Genomic DNA, 15,647 nt, shown 5'->3' on the forward strand with positions numbered 1-15,647 from the left:
ACCATTTACTCATCAATAGTACATACGCCGAAAGGATTGATCATCATGGGAACAGCAGTCATAACTGGTGGAGGCACCGGGTTAGGAAAAGAACTTGCAAAACAGCTCAGCGCAAAGGGATATGATATTCTTCTTGTCGGCCGCAGGGAACAGCCGTTAAAAGAAACTGTCCAGAGTATCCTTGCATCAGGCGGGCAAGCTTCATATGTCATTATGGACGTCCGCTCCCTAACTGAGATTGAACAGACGCTATCAGCATGGGACTCACAAGATATTGAACTGCTCGTCCACAACGCTGGCGTGGGATATTTCGGTCCACTTGAATCATCCAGCGACGAAGAAATGGTCGCCACCTTTGAAACAAACGTGTTCGGTCCCATCCGCCTGACAAAGGCCATGATCGAAGCTGTCACCCATCGCTCATTTACTGTCATCAATGTCATCTCAACGGCGGGGCTCCGTGGTAAGAAGAATGAATCCCTCTATGCGGCAAGTAAATTTGCACTGAGGGGATTCGGTGAAAGTCTTCAGAAAGAATACGAAGAGAGCCAGATCCGAATCGTGAATGCCTTTATGGGGGGAATGAATACACCATTCTGGGATAACAGCGACCATGTTGAAGATGCCAGCCGATTCCGCTCACCCGCAGAAGTGGCAGAGATGATCGTATCCCAGTACACGGAAACGGAAGAAATCATCATTGAATCCAAGAAATAAAAAGAACCGGGAAGGTCACTCTTCCTGGTTCTTGATTTCCTCTATTGCCCTGTCGATATCCTCCATGGAGAATCCTTTTCGGTACAACGCCTGCTTCATCCGCTGATAATAGTCGTACCCTTCATACTTTGAGCTCAGCTTGCGATGGGCCTTCAATGCCTGATGGTAGATTGCCTGCCACGCTTCGTCATCATCCCGCTGGTTGTCGACCGTTTCCCAAGCCTGCTTCATGATGGGGCCGGTGTAGCCTTTCCTCATCAAGTTCTGTTCAATTTTTTGTTTTGCCACCGTCATCGAGTCATTTTTGTACTTCTTCAGCATCTTCTCCATAAGAGCAGCAGCTTTTTCAACCTGCTGATCCTGAGAGAATGCCTCAAGAGCTTCCTCGATATAACGGGCATCAACGCCTTTCCTTCTCAGTTCACCGCTTATCCATTTCGGCCCTTTATCCGAAGTATTCATATGAGTTCCCGTGAAGGCATGGGCAAACTCCGCATCATTTGTATATTTCAATTCCTTCAGTTTATCCATCACTTCTTGCACGATTCCGTCCTCCCACTCCGACTCGAGAAGGTGGTCACGCACTTCCTTCTCAGTCCTCATCCTGTAGGAAAGATAATGACTTGCTTTATTGAAAGCCTTCTTCACGTCATCCGCATATTGAAGCTCACCGATGGCAAGTTCGTCCACTTCCAGGCCCTTACGCAGGTTATGTGAGGCCAGTATGCCTTCATCAACGCTGAATGCATATTTTCCATCTATAAATAGATTATAACGTTCTGTATTCTTGATCTGCCTTGTAATCTTTGTAATGGTCCCCATCTTTATCACCTCATTTCAATCGTAACACATCCTTTATGTTTTTAATTCTGCAAAGAGGTAAAATAATAAGTATTAACTGGAGGGATGATCATGAAAATCGCGATTACCGGCGGGACAGGATTTGTGGGGAACGTGTTATCAGAGGAACTTCTCAAGCATGGGCACGAACTATTCATCTTGACCCGAAACCCTGACAAGCAATCCGCGCACGAAAACATAACCTTTATCGGCTGGATGACCGAAGGAGCCACTCCTGAAACGCACCTTGACGGAATCAATGCCTTCATCAACCTGGCAGGTGAATCAATCAACAGCGGCAGATGGACGGAAGAACGAAAGCGCAGGATCCTCGCAAGCAGGATCGAGGCCACACAGGAAGCACTGCGGATCATACGGAATCTGGAAAACAAGCCGGCGTCCTTCATCAATGCGAGCGCCATCGGAATCTATCCTTCTTCTGTATCCAGGACCTATACAGAAGCTTCTACCGAACAAAGTGAGGATTTCCTCGGACAAACGGTCCAGATATGGGAGCGCGAAGCAGGAAGGGCCAGGGAGATGGGTCTCCGTGTCGCTTTCATGCGATTCGGGATCGTGTTGGGAAAAGGCGGCGGAGCTCTGCCAAAGATGGCCATTCCTTATAAGCTCTTCGCCGGAGGCCCAGTCGGAAGCGGGGAACAATGGATGTCGTGGATCCATATACAGGATATCGCCAAGGGGATCTCCTACACCCTCCAACACGAAGACATTGAAGGCCCTGTCAATCTGACGGCACCCCACCCGCTTCAGATGAATGAGTTTGGAAAGGTACTTGGCGAGGTACTCGGAAGGCCTCATTGGCTGCCGGTTCCTTCCCTGGCTCTCAAAGCAGCCATGGGGGACATGAGCACCCTCGTACTGGACGGACAGAAAGTCATTCCAGAAGTCCTTTTGAATCACGGATTTGAATTTGAATACCCTGATTTGAAGGAAGCACTTCAGGCCATTTATAAGTAGAATACGTATACCCCTTCCTCTTCAAGGAAAAGATGGTAGTAGGTTTTAATGGAAGGGGTGTACAGATATGGACAAGAAAAAGGGCGATCAAAACAAGGCCACACTGACCTCTGCTCAACAGGTCACCTATTCCCATCAGTTCAAGGCAGCTGACCGGGCTGCAGGCTATACGCCGAAACGAAACCGCTAGGAAATTTTCCCTTATTAAAATGGGTGACACTGACCCATACTATACGTACAGGCGCCAGCGCTTGTACCGACTAAGTATGATAAGGGGATGTTTCGATTGGGAAGATCGCATAAGAATCGTGATAAGAATGCTAATTCATTGCCTCAGACTCCGGCCCAGAATAAAATGGGCGTCGACGAAGAGTTCTCACGTGAACTTGCCGACCAGGCCGATCTAGAAGCCCAGGCCCGCGCCAACGCTGCCAATCAGCGTGCCCGGGCGAAGAAATAGCACCATCATACGACAGAAGCCCCCGCTCACGTTTGTGAGCGGGGGCTTTCCTTTATTCCTCTTCAAAAGGCAGCGGCTCATAGTGGTAGTGATCGAGATTGACTGTCCCGTTCTGAAAGAGGATCCCTTCCTGGCGAAGAGCGTCCATTTGATGCTGCCCTTCTTCTCCTCCCAGACTGATCTCCCCCTTCCCATTCAAGACCCGATGCCATGGTAACCCGTGCTTTGCACTCATGGAATGCAGGATCCTGACCACCTGTCTTGCTCCCCGGGGACTACCCGCGTGCGCAGCAACCTGTCCATAGGTCATGACCCTTCCTTTCGGTATCGATTTGATAATGCTGACTGCACGTTGCGTGAATGGCTTCAATGCTGCAACCCCTCACGTTCCCCGATCCTCAGCTGCTGCTTGGCAAAATCACGGTACAATGCGTGTGAAGCAAATAGTTCTTCGTGATTGCCGCTACCTGTCACCTTCCCTTTCTCAAGGAAGATGATCTGGTCGGAGTCGACAATGGTTGATAGGCGATGAGCGATCACGATCGTCGTCCTCCCTTTCATGAGGTTCTTGAGCGCTTCCTGTACAACGATCTCAGACTGACTATCGAGACTCGATGTCGCTTCATCGAGCATGAGGATATCGGGGTCCCTGAGAAGCGCCCTCGCAATGGCAATACGCTGGCGCTGACCACCTGAAAGCTTGATCCCACGCTCCCCTACTTCCGTGTCGTACGCATCTGGAAGTTCCTTGATGAAGTCATGGGCAAATGCCATCCTTGCGGCTTCGATCATTCTTTCTTCGGGTATTTCTCCTTCAAGCCCATAAGCGATATTATCCCGGATAGATCCTGAATAGATCGGACTATCCTGGGAAACGTATCCCAGCATGCTTCTCCATGTCTTCAGGGAGAAGGTGCTGATAGGCGTCTCACCAAAACGGATGGAACCGTGTTGGGGGCGGTAGAATTGTTCAATCAAGGAGAATAACGTAGTCTTTCCGCTTCCGCTCGGTCCAACGATGGCTGTGACCTTTCCTTTCTCGGCCATGATATTTACTTCTTTAAGAACCATTTCGTCGGGCTCGTACCCAAATGATACATCTTCAAGGACGAGAGCCTCATCCAGACTCTTCACCTCAACCCCTTCATCGAGGCGCTCCTCCTTTAGCTGAAGGATCGATAAGACTTTTTCCGTTGCCCCCACTGTTTTTTGGAACTGGGTGAAAAAGACGATGATCTGTGTGATAGGCATGATGATCTGGAACAGATATATGAAAAATGCCACTAGTTCACCTGCCGTCATGGCACCGGACGTTACGCGAATACCACCGAACCCGATGATCAAGACAAGTACGATAATGATCATGGATGAGACGACAGGTGACATGAGGGACTGAATGATTCCTTCCTTTATCCCCAACCGGTAAAGCTTCCTGATGCCGTCTTTCCCTTTATGGAATTCAATGCTTTCTGCATTCGAAGATTTGACCAGCCTTATTTCAGAAAGGACACGGGTAAGGTTGGCTGAGAAGCTGGCCGTTTCACCTTGGATGCCCCTTGAAATCTCCGCCATCTTCTTGCCAACCGGAATCAGGAACAGGAGAGCGAGGGGGATGATGGAAAACATCACTAGGGTCAATGGCCAATCGAGGTAAAAGAGGACGATGATTGCCCCGGCAACCGAAATGATTCCTGTAATGAATCCGGTGAGATGCTCTGTGATCAGGTTTTTAATGACTCCTGTATCGTTGGTCATCCTGCTCACGGAGTCTCCCGTTTCATGTGTATCGTAATAAGGGACCGGCAGCGTCAACAGTTTACTCCAAAGCTTTTCACGCAGGGAGGCAATGACGTGCTGACCTACCTTGGCGAGAAGATAGACCGAGACACCACCAGCAAGTGCCTGAATGAAAAAGGCTGCAATCATCGCGATGATCACTCCCCTGCTCAGTGAGTCTAAGCTGAAATCATCGATAAGCTTGCTTGTAAGCAGCGGGATGGCAAGTCCTGCCAGCGTCGTCAGGAGACTAAGCCCAAGGGAAATGCCAAATAATACTTTGAGCGGTTTCGTTTCACGGATCAGTGTGAATAGATGCTTCCAAGAATTTTTTTGATTTGAAGGATTCATTGGGTCTTCCTTTCGAGGGTTTTGTCATGTATTGATTATTCTTTGAAATGTTGGATCTTGCTGCTCGAGGTTGAAAGCCGGTAGGGCACAGGACCTCGTTCCGGGTTCCTCGCCTTATGCTTGTCGGGTCATCCCTACCCGCCTCCGCTTTTCTTTTTGTCCAGCTCCAGCGGGTTGACCCTCGAGGTCATAAGGCAAGGTACCCAAAAAGGCACAGAACGCCTTTCCGGGTTCCTCGCCTTATGCTTGTCGGGTCATCCCTACCCGCCTCCGCTTTTCTTTATTGTCCAGCTCCGGGCGCTTGAGGCTCGAGGTCATAAGCCAAACAATCCAAAAAGGCAAAGAACGCCTTTCCGGCTTGCTTGTCTTATGCTTGTCGCCTCATTGCGAGCGCCCTCTGCTTTTCTTTATTCTATACTGTTTTACTCTCTCACTAAAGCTTCTTTCCTAGATGGATGGTGGTTTTTGTATTACACTAGAGAAGAATTCTAAGAAGGACGTGATTGTCTATGCCAACAGATATTAAATTGATCGCTCTCGATATGGACGGGACGCTTGTAAATGACGAGGGAATGGTCTCTCCGGAGAATGAGAAGGCTATTGAGCTCGCCAAAGAAAAAGGCATCCATGTTGTATTGAGTACGGGCCGCTCTTTGCGCACGTGCCGCGATATTTCGGATCAGCTCGGCAGATCCTCTTACCTTGTGACCGTTAACGGCGGGGAGATCTACGACAAGGAGTATAATCTTGTCCACGGTTCTCCTTTGGATACCGAGCTTGTGAAGGACCTTTGGAAACTGAAGGAAACCCACGATAAGGATAGTGTTTACTTCTGGTCTTCCACTTCTCAAGGCCTTTTTAACAGCCATAATCCATTCGATGGTAAGATTGAAGATTATAATTGGCTCAAATTCGGCTTTGATATCAAGGATGATGAAGTCAGGAAGGTCGTATTGGACGAGCTCATGAATAACGAAGCACTCGAAGTTTCGAACTCAAGCCCGACCAATATCGAAATCAATCCAGCCGGTGTGAACAAGGCCGCAGCACTCGTCAAGGTATGTGAATGGCTCGGACTATCCATGGACCAAGTGATGGCCTGCGGAGACAGCCTGAATGACATGGCCATGATTCGTGAAGCCGGGATCGGTGTCGCCATGGGCAATGCACAGGAAGCAGTCAAGGAGGCGGCAGACTGGGTAACCGGCCGGAATACGGATCACGGGGTGGCGCAGGCCATTCATAAACTATTGGAGCAGCAATAATTCTCTGCAAGAAAAGGCGTATCGGCCAAACCGATACGCCTTTTTGTCTTTATGAGCCGACGATAATGTTGTCATCTTTCACAGACACATTTACTTCCTTCACACCATCTTCGTCAAGAAGGAGATCGGCGATGCGATCTTCCACCTGTTCTTGGATGACGCGGCGGAGAGGACGTGCACCGAATGCAGGATGATAACCAAGGTCCACCAGTTTTTCCTTGGCGGCTACGTCGACCGTAATGGAGATGCCTTGTTCGGATAAATCCTTCCTTAGATCATCGAGCATAAGGTCGAGAATCGTAAGAAGTTCTTCTTTTTCGAGTGATTGGAACTGGATGATGCTGTCGAAGCGGTTCAAGAATTCCGGTTTGAAGTATGCTCCGAGAGAGGTCAGAATGTTGGTTTCTTTGATGGCATCCGTTCCACCTGTATCGAAACCGACGACTTTTTCCTTCACATCCGTCACTCCGGCGTTGCTTGTCATGATGATGACAGCATCCTTGAAACTGACTGTCCTGCCCTGGCTATCAGTTAAACGACCATCTTCGAGGATTTGCAGGAACATATGCTGTACGTCTGGGTGCGCTTTTTCGATTTCATCAAGAAGGATGATGGAATACGGGTTCCGCCTTACCTTTTCCGTAAGCTGCCCTGATTCCTCATGACCGACATATCCAGGCGGTGATCCGATAAGTTTTGAAACAGAGTGCTTCTCCATATACTCACTCATGTCGAGTCGGAGCATCACTTCTTTGGAGCCGAAGAGTTCTTCTGCAAGGGTCTTCGTGAGCTCGGTTTTCCCGACACCTGTAGGGCCGACGAAGAGGAATGTACCGATTGGACGATGCTTCGCCTTCAGTCCTGCACGGCTGCGGCGGATGGCTTTAGCCACTTTTTTCACGGCTTCCTCTTGGCCGATGACTTTGCCGGCAAGATTTTCTTCAAGTGATTTCATGCGCTCACGATCGTCGCTTTGGAGCTTGCCGACAGGAATACCTGTCTTAGATTCCACCAGCGATTGAATAAGCTCGGTTTCGACAGTGGCATCATGTGTTTGATGTCCCTCATCCAACCGTTTTTCAATAGCCGCTTCCTGATCTCTCAGTCGGGCTGCTTCTTCATAGTTCTCTGCTTTTGTAGCCTGCTCTTTTTTCACTTTGATGTCACTCAGCTTTTGATGAAGTTCGGCTGTATCTTTTCCTTCCGACAGCAAGTTCACTTTCGAACCGGCTTCGTCCATGAGGTCGATTGCCTTATCAGGAAGGAAGCGATCCTGGATATAGCGGTGTGAGAGCTTCACACAAGCTTCAAGGGCTTCATCCGTGAATGTGACTTTATGGTACGCTTCGTATTTATCCTTGAGGCCTTTCAGGATTTCAATGGATTCCTCAAGTGAAGGCTCGTTGACCATCACGGGTTGGAAGCGGCGTTCGAGAGCCGCGTCTTTTTCGATCTGGCGGTATTCTTTAAGGGTTGTCGCTCCTATGACCTGAAGCTCACCACGGGCGAGGGCAGGTTTCAGGATATTTCCTGCATCCATGCTTCCTTCTGCAGATCCTGCACCAACCAGCTGGTGGATCTCATCGATGAAGAGCATGACGTTTTTACGGTTTTGAAGCTCATTGATGATACCTTTCAGGCGCTCTTCAAACGAACCTCTCACACCTGTTCCCGCTGTAAGGGAGGCGACATCCATGACATAGACTTCTTTATTCATTAATTTCGAAGGCACGTCTCCAGCGACGATTTTCAATGCAAGACCTTCCGCGATAGCCGTCTTACCTACACCCGGTTCCCCGATGAGGACCGGATTGTTTTTGTTGCGGCGATTCAGGATTTCGATCACCCGGTCGACTTCTTTGTCGCGTCCGATGACAGGGTCGATCAGTCCAGCTCTTGCTCCATCCGTCACATTGCGTCCGAATTGGTCGAGCATCCCTCCGCCCCTCTGTTGCGTCTGCGGCTGGCTTCCTTGTCCGGACTTGAAACCCGACTGCTGGCTGCCTCCGATATTCATGCCTTTAAATAATTCATCGAACGGGAATCCACCGTGCATTCCAGAAGGTGCGGTCTGCTGTTGAAAGCATGTTGAACACATATGCACTTTGGATTTCGTTCCGTTCACTTGAGTAAACAATTCAATGGTTGCCTGATGTTGTTGACAAACTTCACATTTCATTGTGTAAGACCTCCTGTTCAAATTCATATATAGTTAAGGTCTCATTTGACTTTGACTAACTTTGACCTTATGAACATAGTATACTCTGACCTTTTTTGACTTTCAAGGTTTTTGCTCAAATTTTTGATGTCACTCCGACACTGCCATGGAGTGTGAGAACCAGTATAAGACCACGTTGATTTTCTCTCAAGGTTTTTGCTCATCAAAAAAACCGCCATGGAAAGATGACGGTTCGTACATGCCAAGATTATGAAAACTGTTTGCTTCGTTCGAAATGGTCAGACGGTATCTTCCGTACGACTTCCTTTCCGATTTCAAGGGAGGCAGTTGCGGCTGGGGAGGGCGCGTTGCAGACATGGATGCTTCTTTTTCCATTCACGATGAAGAAGTCGTCCACGAGCTCGCCGTCACTGGTCAACGCTTGAGCGCGGACTCCCGCATCTGCGGGTACCAGGTCGGCTTCTTGGATTGCAGGCATGAGCACCTGTACATTTTCAACAAATTTTTTCTTGCTGAAAGAGCGCATCATCTCCCCCATCCCTTCCTTCATATATTTTGACGCAATCTTCCAGAATCCAGGGTAGGTCACCACTTCTGCAAAATCCTTCAGATGAAAATCTGTCTTCCGATATCCTTCCCGCTTCAGGCTAAGGACCGCATTGGGTCCTACGTCGACTGCCCCTCCGATCATTCGGGTGAAGTGGACACCGAGGAATGGGAAGTCCGGATTCGGTACAGGGTAGATCAAGTTGTTCACGAGGACTTTTTTATCCTCTTTCAGCTTGTAGTACTCACCACGGAAGGGAACGATTTTCATGTCGACGTGATAGCCGGTCATATTGGCAATCCTGTCGCTCTGGAGACCCGCGCAGTTGATGAGATACCTGCCTCTGATCGTTTCCCGGTCGGTTTCAACCACGACTTCATCTTTTCCTTCCTCTATCGTCCTGACCTCTTTCGAGAGTTTGATCTCTCCATTATTATCTGTAAGGATTTCGGCCATTTTTTCTGATACCTTCCTGTAATTCACGATGCCTGCCATGGGGACATGGATGGCTCCGACGCCGTTGACATGGGGTTCCTTTTCGAGCAGTTCTTCTTTTGTGAGCCTCGTGATACTCAGTTCATTCTGAAGGCCCCGTTGATAGAGATTTTCCAGATGAGGGATCTCCGCCTCATTTGCTGCTACGATGACCTTTCCACAGATATCGTGCTCAATCTGATGCTCCCTGCAAAATTCAGTCATGGAACGGCTTCCCTGTCTGGCAAAAAGGGCTTTATAACTGCCAGGCTTATAGTAAATCCCTGAGTGGATGACCCCGCTATTATGCCCCGTCTGGTGAGAAGCCACTTCTTTTTCTTTATCGATCAGGACAATCTTGCTTCCCGGGTTCTTTTCGTGTATGGCGAGTCCGACGGAAAGACCGACGATTCCTGCGCCTACGATGATGAAATCATACATATGAACACTGCCTTTCTTAATGGATGTTGCAGGACTCTGCCAGCAATTCGACGAGATGCATGACCTTGATTTTGCCTTCAAGACCTTCTCTTTTGACCCCCAGGAGCATCTGGAGATGGCAACCTGGATTAGACGTGAGGATCACATCCGGCCTGACCGACCGAATATTTTTCATTTTCATGTCCAGGATGTCCATGGATTCTTCATAATGCACCAGATTATAGATGCCAGCTGATCCACAGCACATCTTCATATCGGGATACGGGAGGAACTTAACCCCCGGGATCCTCGAGATGAGTTCCAGCGGTTCGTCCGCGACACGCTGGACGTTCGTTAAGTGACAGGAAGGCTGATAGGCAACGTTCAGAGGAGACCTTTCCTTGAAAGGAAGATCTACCTGGCGAAGGATCGCACTGATATCCTTCGATTTTGAAGCGAATTGCTTTGCCCGGTCATACCATGGGTCCCCCACCTCGAAAAGATGATGGTATTCCACCATGGCTGCACCGCACCCTCCTATGCTGTTCACGACGAAATCCACATCCAGTTTTTCAAACGCCTCAATATTGGCCATTGCGAGCTTTCTTGCTTTGTCCCTTTCACCACTATGCTGATGAAGCGCACCGCAGCATGTTTGCTCTTCAATGAAGTGAACCTCACAGCCCGATGCCGTGAGAAGCTTCATACTGAGATCATTGACTTTCCTGAAGAAAGTGTCCATGACACACCCTGTGAAAAAGGCGACTTTGAAGCGGGTCTCCCCTTCTTTGACCGCCATGGTTTCTTCTTTTCGTTTACCGGAGAGGACCTCAGGCATGATTGCCTCCATTTCCCTCATTGATTCAGGGAGGATCCTTGTAAGATTCAGCTTTTTGACCAGGTCATCGAGATGCCATGACTGATACCAGTGGAGACCCGATCCGATGAAGCCCAGGACATTCCGCTTCGGGAATACATGATGGAACAGCACCTTTTTTATCGTCTTTTCCTTCATCGTTTCATATTCTTTTCGATAAGCAGAAACCGTGCTGAGGGCAGATTCCATTATCTTGCCGTACTGGACATTGGTTGGGCATGCCGGTTCGCACGCCCTGCATCCCAGACAGAGCTCCATCGGGCCCGCCAGATCGTCAATGGAGATCCTTCCTTCAGCTGCCATCTTCACCAGATTGATCCTTCCACGAGGGGAATGGGTTTCTTTCTTCATCGTGATATATGTAGGGCAGGATGGCAGGCAGTATCCACATTGGACGCAGTCGAAGGTTTCATCATAAGCAAGTGACGATTTCAAATCGGTTGTACTACTCATGACAACACCAGCCTCTGACCCGGTTCGGGGAAGATTTTGCCAGGATTAAGGATGTTATTCGGATCCCATGCGCGTTTGATCCGGTGCATCATGTCGAGTCCTTCCTTACCTACTTCCATTTCCATGAAGGGGGATTTCATGACCCCGATCCCGTGTTCACCTGATAGGGTTCCCCCAAGTTCCACCGCTGCTTTGAAGATCTCCCCGACTGCTTCTTCCACGCGGCGCATTTCCTCGGGATCCCTCTGATCTGCAATGATATTCGGGTGAAGGTTTCCATCCCCGGCGTGTCCGAACACCACCAGATGAACCCCAAATGTGTCCCTTATGATTTTTAAACGTTTGAACATCTCAGGGATCTTGCTGCGGGGAACCGTTGCATCTTCCGATATCTTTGTTGGTTTGATCCTGACAATCGCTGGGGAAACAAGTTTTCTCGCTTTCCACAGCTCACGTTCTTCTATGGCATCCCGGGCAACTTTCACCTCTTCAGCTCCTGCAGCTATGCATACCTTTTCAACGACCTCCATCTCATGGGCTATGGCTTCGGGATGGCCATCAAGCTCCAGGAGGAGGACCGCTTCAACATGGATTGGAAGTCCCAGGGGCTCATATTCCTCGACTGCAAGGACGGATGCCTGGTCCATGATCTCCATCTTTGAAGGAAGGATGCCCGATGTGAGGATTTTTGAAATGGCCCTGCCGGAATCGACCAGGTCCTTGAAAGGAATGAGGGCGGTCTTCGTCGCCACGGGTTTCGGAATGAGCTTCAAGATGGCCTCTGTCACGATTCCAAGGGTCCCTTCCGACCCGACAATGAGCTTGGTCAAATCGTAACCGGTTACATTTTTCACCGTCCTCCCACCGGTCCTGATCACTTCCCCCTCTGGAGTGACCACCTCAAGACCGATGACATAGTCCTTCGTCACCCCATACTTCAATCCCCTCGGTCCACCGGAATTCTCGGCGAGATTTCCTCCAATGGTGGACACATGAGCCGAGCTCGGATCAGGAGGATACATAAGCCCGTGCTTACCGGCTGCGGTGTCGATTGACCCGGTCAGCACTCCCGGTGAAACGATGGCAATCATATCATCAGGGTGGATCTCAAGCTTGTGATCCCAAAGGGAAAAATCGAGTACGACACCCCCATGGACGGCAAGGGGGCCACCACTCAAGGATGTTCCCCTTCCCCTCGGGTACAGCGGCACACGGTGAACGTTCGCGATTTTCACGATTGCAGCCGTCTCTTCCGTAGAAATCGGCTGGAGGACAAGATCCGGCTGAAAAATTCCGAATGATGCATCATAGGAATAGCTATAAAGATCGGCCGCATCCTCGAGGCATCTTTTTGGATCCTTCATAGTTGCTTTGAGTTCTTGACGGCATTCCATCGTCAGTTCCATTTTCCGACCCCCCTTTCCGGATTAATCCATGCTTTCATTCAACGGATTGATCCGCTTATCTCCCAGTTTGATTCTGGCGTTGAGCAGATGCCTCTTCATATAGTAAGCTGCTGCTTTCTCATCCTGCCGTTCAATGGCCTCATAGATCTTCACGTGCTCTTCATAGATTTGCTGCCTCTTCCTGGCGAGGCCGACATTCTGCTTCAATGAAAAGGTCAGAGCCCTCTCGTAGAGTCCCCTAAGCCCCTCGACTGATTGCAGGAGGAAGCGATTCCCCGAAGCTTTCACGATTTCATGGTGGAAAGCGAAGTCTGCTTCGGATCCGACAGACGTTTCGTCTTCCATCTTTTCTGCGAACAGATCAAGCGCCTTCCGGATAGCCTCCAGTTCATCTTCACTCCTCCTCATGGCTGCAAAAGAGGCGGCCTCGGTCTCTACGACGGTACGCATCTCCAGAAGGTCATAGACCTGATCGATATGGATGAAATCGAAAGTGACCGGATCGAGCATATTCGCAAGGTTTACCTCTCTCACGTAGCTCCCTCCACCTTGCCTCGACTCTACCATCCCCCCTGCCTGAAGTACTCTCAGCGCTTCCCGTATCGGAGAACGACTGACCCCGAACATGCCTGCCAGTTCATTCTCAGATGGAAGCTTTGAATTCGGTGGGAATTCTTTATCCTTAATCATCCTTTTCAACTCATCAAGGACTTGTTCAGATACTTTTTTTCTTTCAATCGGTGATATCATATGAAAGCTCCTTTAGCGAACAACTTGTATTACAAGTATACAACATCCATCCTTCAATGGATAGAGTATTCAGAAAAATTTAACTTATAACACGAAAAGGATCCGGACACCCTCCTTCATTACGTATGAATGAGGGCAAGTCCGGATCCTTTTTTTGAAGATACTACTTATCAGTCATATCCGTCACGCAGCCACTTCGTAGGAACTGCGCTTTTTGTGCGTCAGCACATGATACAGGATCGTCAAACCGCACACCACCAACCCTGCAGCGTCTGTCAGAAGGCCTGGCTTGATCAAAAGCAATGCCCCCATAAAGAGCAGGCAACGTTCAAGGAGTGCAAGCCTGGTAATCAGGAAATTCCCCAGTGAACTCGCAAGGGCGTACACCCCGATGGTACTCGTGATGACAACGATGGCAATGGAAAACACACTCAGCAATTCCCCGTCTTGAGCCGGCTGTAAAAGAAGAATCGGGTTATAGGCGATCATAAATGGAATGATGAATCCCGGGAGTGATATCCTAAGCGCCTCCCAGGATGTTTGCATGGCGTTGGCCCTGGCAATTCCTGCGGCCGTGTATGAAGCGAGGGCTACAGGGGGCGTGATATTGGATAAGGCACCGAACCAAAACACAAAGAAATGGGCTGCAATGGGTGCTACACCAGCTGCTACAAGAGCCGGGGCAGCGGTTACGGCTACTACGATATAAAGCGCTGTTGATGGAAGACCCATACTCAGCACGATACAGGTAATCATCACGACAATGAGAACGAGCCAAAGCTTGCCACCTGTCAACTCTACAATGTTAAAGGCGAGCGTCGAACCGATGCCCGTCATCGTCACTACACAGATGATGATTCCAATGGCGGCACAGGCAATCCCCACCTGTATGGTCCCCCTGCCCCCGTCAATGAAGGCCTGGATCGTTTTCCTGAATGTGATCCTGGAGGTTTTGTCCTTTGCGATCCAGCTTGCAAGGATGACGGCCCCGATCCCGGAGAACCCAGCGAATAATGCCGTCTTACCTGCCAAAAGTGTTCCGATGACCACAAGGATCGGAATGAGGAGAACTCCTCTTTCCTTTAAGATTTTCACGACATCCGGTATATTTTCTTTTGCAATACCTTTCAAACCTAGTTTCTTCGCTTCAAAATCAATGGCGAAGATCAAGGCGATATAGTATAGGAAGCTCGGGATGATGGCAGCCAGGATGACCGTTGTGTAAGAGATCCCGAGGAACCCGGCCATGATGAACGCCGCTGCCCCCATGATGGGAGGCATGATCATTCCTCCCGTGGAGGCCGCAGCTTCCACTGCTCCGGCTGTTTTTGGTTTCAATCCAATTGATTTCATCAAAGGAATGGTGAATGTGCCCGTTGTAGCCACATTGGCAACTGCCGATCCACTTAATGACCCCGTCAATGCACTTGATAACACTGCGACTTGGGCAGGTCCTCCACGTCTTCTTCCGGCAATGGCCAGAGCAAGATCATTGAACAGTTGTGTCGCCCCACTCACGGACAGGAATGCACCGAACAGGATGAACATGACGATGAAGGTGGAAGCAGTAGAAAGCGTCAGCCCTAGGATTCCTTCCGTTGTCATATAAAGCCGGTACAACAGACGTTCGAGCGAGAAGCCTGCGTGACCGAATATCCACGGAAAATAGGTGCCAAACAGGGCATAGGCGATGGTGATGAGACAGAGGATCGGAATGAAAGCGCCGACCGCCCTGCGCGCTGCCTCCAACAGGACGATGATCGTGATCCCTGCAAATACATAATCGATGGTAATCGCCTGTGAGGCACGATCAACGTGAATAACAGAATAATTGAACAGAAGATACCCGATCCCCGCCAGAGAAAGACCGATAAAAATATAATCCGGGAGGGTGAAACGTGAATTGCTTGCCTTCTTTCCTGAAGGATAGAAAAAGAACGTTAGAAGTAAAAGTAGACCGAGGAAGATCAGATTCCGATAGATTTCCTGTATGTTGGATAAACCATTTGTATAGATGGCAAAGATCGAGAACAGCACGGCAACCGATCCGGCGATGGTCTTATATATGCCAGTCAGTTCCCTTGCCCCGCCCCCTGCTTCCTTGTCAAGATTCACTGCTTCCGTATTCGTTGACATTGACTTCACTTCCTCCCT

Annotated in this window: 14 protein-coding genes; 5 read left to right on the forward strand and 9 right to left on the reverse strand. The window is 49.4% G+C overall.

What is annotated here, in order from left to right:
- Nucleotides 1-45: 45 nt before the first annotated feature.
- Nucleotides 46-717, forward strand: coding sequence for an SDR family NAD(P)-dependent oxidoreductase (locus AF331_RS10025; RefSeq protein ID WP_053428004.1), 672 nt, complete (start codon nucleotides 46-48; stop codon nucleotides 715-717).
- A 15-nt stretch (nucleotides 718-732) separates the two neighbouring features.
- Here AF331_RS10025 and recX read toward each other — a convergent pair whose 3' ends face one another.
- Nucleotides 733-1,539, reverse strand: a complete 807-nt coding sequence (recX, locus tag AF331_RS10030; RefSeq protein WP_053428005.1) for a recombination regulator RecX — start codon at nucleotides 1,537-1,539, stop codon at nucleotides 733-735.
- A gap of 90 nt (nucleotides 1,540-1,629) precedes the next feature.
- Here recX and AF331_RS10035 point away from each other — a divergent pair, with 90 nt between their 5' ends.
- The 3 genes from AF331_RS10035 (at nucleotide 1,630) to AF331_RS21850 (ending at nucleotide 2,995) form a co-directional block, all read left to right on the forward strand.
- A complete protein-coding gene (locus AF331_RS10035; RefSeq protein WP_053428006.1) occupies nucleotides 1,630-2,535 on the forward strand; it encodes a TIGR01777 family oxidoreductase in 906 nt (301 codons plus the stop codon).
- Between the two features lie 67 nt (nucleotides 2,536-2,602).
- Nucleotides 2,603-2,725 carry a YfhE family protein gene (locus AF331_RS21845; protein WP_082346926.1) on the forward strand — a complete coding sequence of 41 codons (123 nt, stop codon included), beginning with the start codon at nucleotides 2,603-2,605 and terminating at the stop codon, nucleotides 2,723-2,725.
- A gap of 87 nt (nucleotides 2,726-2,812) precedes the next feature.
- The gene (locus tag AF331_RS21850; protein WP_174564569.1) at nucleotides 2,813-2,995 is read left to right on the forward strand and encodes a YfhD family protein; all 183 of its coding nucleotides are present in this window, start codon (nucleotides 2,813-2,815) and stop codon (nucleotides 2,993-2,995) included.
- 52 nt (nucleotides 2,996-3,047) lie between these two features.
- Here the strand turns inward: AF331_RS21850 and AF331_RS10040 are convergent, their stop codons facing one another.
- Complete coding sequence (locus AF331_RS10040; protein ID WP_053428007.1) at nucleotides 3,048-3,365, reverse strand: MGMT family protein; 318 nt, start codon at nucleotides 3,363-3,365, stop codon at nucleotides 3,048-3,050.
- Nucleotides 3,362-5,122 (reverse strand): ABC transporter ATP-binding protein, encoded by a 1,761-nt coding sequence (locus AF331_RS10045; RefSeq protein WP_053428008.1) that lies wholly within the window; start codon nucleotides 5,120-5,122, stop codon nucleotides 3,362-3,364. The genes AF331_RS10040 and AF331_RS10045 overlap by 4 nt, the downstream gene beginning before the upstream one ends.
- Before the next feature lie 509 nt (nucleotides 5,123-5,631).
- On the opposite strand from AF331_RS10045, the gene AF331_RS10050 reads away from it, so the two are divergent.
- Nucleotides 5,632-6,387 (forward strand): Cof-type HAD-IIB family hydrolase, encoded by a 756-nt coding sequence (locus AF331_RS10050; RefSeq protein ID WP_053428009.1) that lies wholly within the window; start codon nucleotides 5,632-5,634, stop codon nucleotides 6,385-6,387.
- Nucleotides 6,388-6,436: 49 nt separating this feature from the next.
- Here the strand turns inward: AF331_RS10050 and AF331_RS10055 are convergent, their stop codons facing one another.
- From AF331_RS10055 to AF331_RS10080, 6 genes are all read right to left on the reverse strand, one after another.
- Nucleotides 6,437-8,566, reverse strand: coding sequence for an ATP-dependent Clp protease ATP-binding subunit (locus AF331_RS10055; RefSeq protein ID WP_053428010.1), 2,130 nt, complete (start codon nucleotides 8,564-8,566; stop codon nucleotides 6,437-6,439).
- Between the two features lie 247 nt (nucleotides 8,567-8,813).
- Nucleotides 8,814-10,028 carry an L-2-hydroxyglutarate oxidase gene (gene lhgO / locus AF331_RS10060; RefSeq protein WP_053428011.1) on the reverse strand — a complete coding sequence of 405 codons (1,215 nt, stop codon included), beginning with the start codon at nucleotides 10,026-10,028 and terminating at the stop codon, nucleotides 8,814-8,816.
- 16 nt (nucleotides 10,029-10,044) lie between these two features.
- Nucleotides 10,045-11,337, reverse strand: a complete 1,293-nt coding sequence (locus AF331_RS10065; RefSeq protein WP_152915593.1) for a (Fe-S)-binding protein — start codon at nucleotides 11,335-11,337, stop codon at nucleotides 10,045-10,047.
- A complete protein-coding gene (locus tag AF331_RS10070; protein ID WP_053428012.1) occupies nucleotides 11,334-12,743 on the reverse strand; it encodes an FAD-binding oxidoreductase in 1,410 nt (469 codons plus the stop codon). The genes AF331_RS10065 and AF331_RS10070 overlap by 4 nt, the downstream gene beginning before the upstream one ends.
- A 21-nt stretch (nucleotides 12,744-12,764) precedes the next feature.
- Complete coding sequence (locus tag AF331_RS10075) at nucleotides 12,765-13,493, reverse strand: FadR/GntR family transcriptional regulator (RefSeq protein WP_053428013.1); 729 nt, start codon at nucleotides 13,491-13,493, stop codon at nucleotides 12,765-12,767.
- A 183-nt stretch (nucleotides 13,494-13,676) separates the two neighbouring features.
- A complete protein-coding gene (locus AF331_RS10080; protein ID WP_053428014.1) occupies nucleotides 13,677-15,629 on the reverse strand; it encodes a TRAP transporter permease in 1,953 nt (650 codons plus the stop codon).
- Nucleotides 15,630-15,647 lie beyond the last annotated feature (18 nt).

Source organism: Rossellomorea marisflavi (genome assembly GCF_001274775.1).
Lineage (GTDB): Bacteria > Bacillota > Bacilli > Bacillales > Bacillaceae_B > Rossellomorea > Rossellomorea marisflavi.

What these genes read in the sequence shown, in the direction of transcription:
- AF331_RS10070 (WP_053428012.1), bottom strand. Translation starts at nt 12,743, where the DNA reads ATGGAACTGACGATGGAATGCCGTCAAGAACTCAAAGCAACTATGAAG.
- AF331_RS21845 (WP_082346926.1), top strand. Translation starts at nt 2,603, where the DNA reads ATGGACAAGAAAAAGGGCGATCAAAACAAGGCCACACTGACCTCTGCT.
- AF331_RS21850 (WP_174564569.1), top strand. Translation starts at nt 2,813, where the DNA reads ATGTTTCGATTGGGAAGATCGCATAAGAATCGTGATAAGAATGCTAAT.
- AF331_RS10055 (WP_053428010.1), bottom strand. Translation starts at nt 8,566, where the DNA reads ATGAAATGTGAAGTTTGTCAACAACATCAGGCAACCATTGAATTGTTT.
- lhgO (WP_053428011.1), bottom strand. Translation starts at nt 10,028, where the DNA reads ATGTATGATTTCATCATCGTAGGCGCAGGAATCGTCGGTCTTTCCGTC.
- AF331_RS10065 (WP_152915593.1), bottom strand. Translation starts at nt 11,337, where the DNA reads ATGAGTAGTACAACCGATTTGAAATCGTCACTTGCTTATGATGAAACC.
- AF331_RS10035 (WP_053428006.1), top strand. Translation starts at nt 1,630, where the DNA reads ATGAAAATCGCGATTACCGGCGGGACAGGATTTGTGGGGAACGTGTTA.
- AF331_RS10045 (WP_053428008.1), bottom strand. Translation starts at nt 5,122, where the DNA reads ATGAATCCTTCAAATCAAAAAAATTCTTGGAAGCATCTATTCACACTG.
- AF331_RS10075 (WP_053428013.1), bottom strand. Translation starts at nt 13,493, where the DNA reads ATGATATCACCGATTGAAAGAAAAAAAGTATCTGAACAAGTCCTTGAT.
- AF331_RS10080 (WP_053428014.1), bottom strand. Translation starts at nt 15,629, where the DNA reads ATGTCAACGAATACGGAAGCAGTGAATCTTGACAAGGAAGCAGGGGGC.
- AF331_RS10050 (WP_053428009.1), top strand. Translation starts at nt 5,632, where the DNA reads ATGCCAACAGATATTAAATTGATCGCTCTCGATATGGACGGGACGCTT.
- AF331_RS10025 (WP_053428004.1), top strand. Translation starts at nt 46, where the DNA reads ATGGGAACAGCAGTCATAACTGGTGGAGGCACCGGGTTAGGAAAAGAA.
- recX (WP_053428005.1), bottom strand. Translation starts at nt 1,539, where the DNA reads ATGGGGACCATTACAAAGATTACAAGGCAGATCAAGAATACAGAACGT.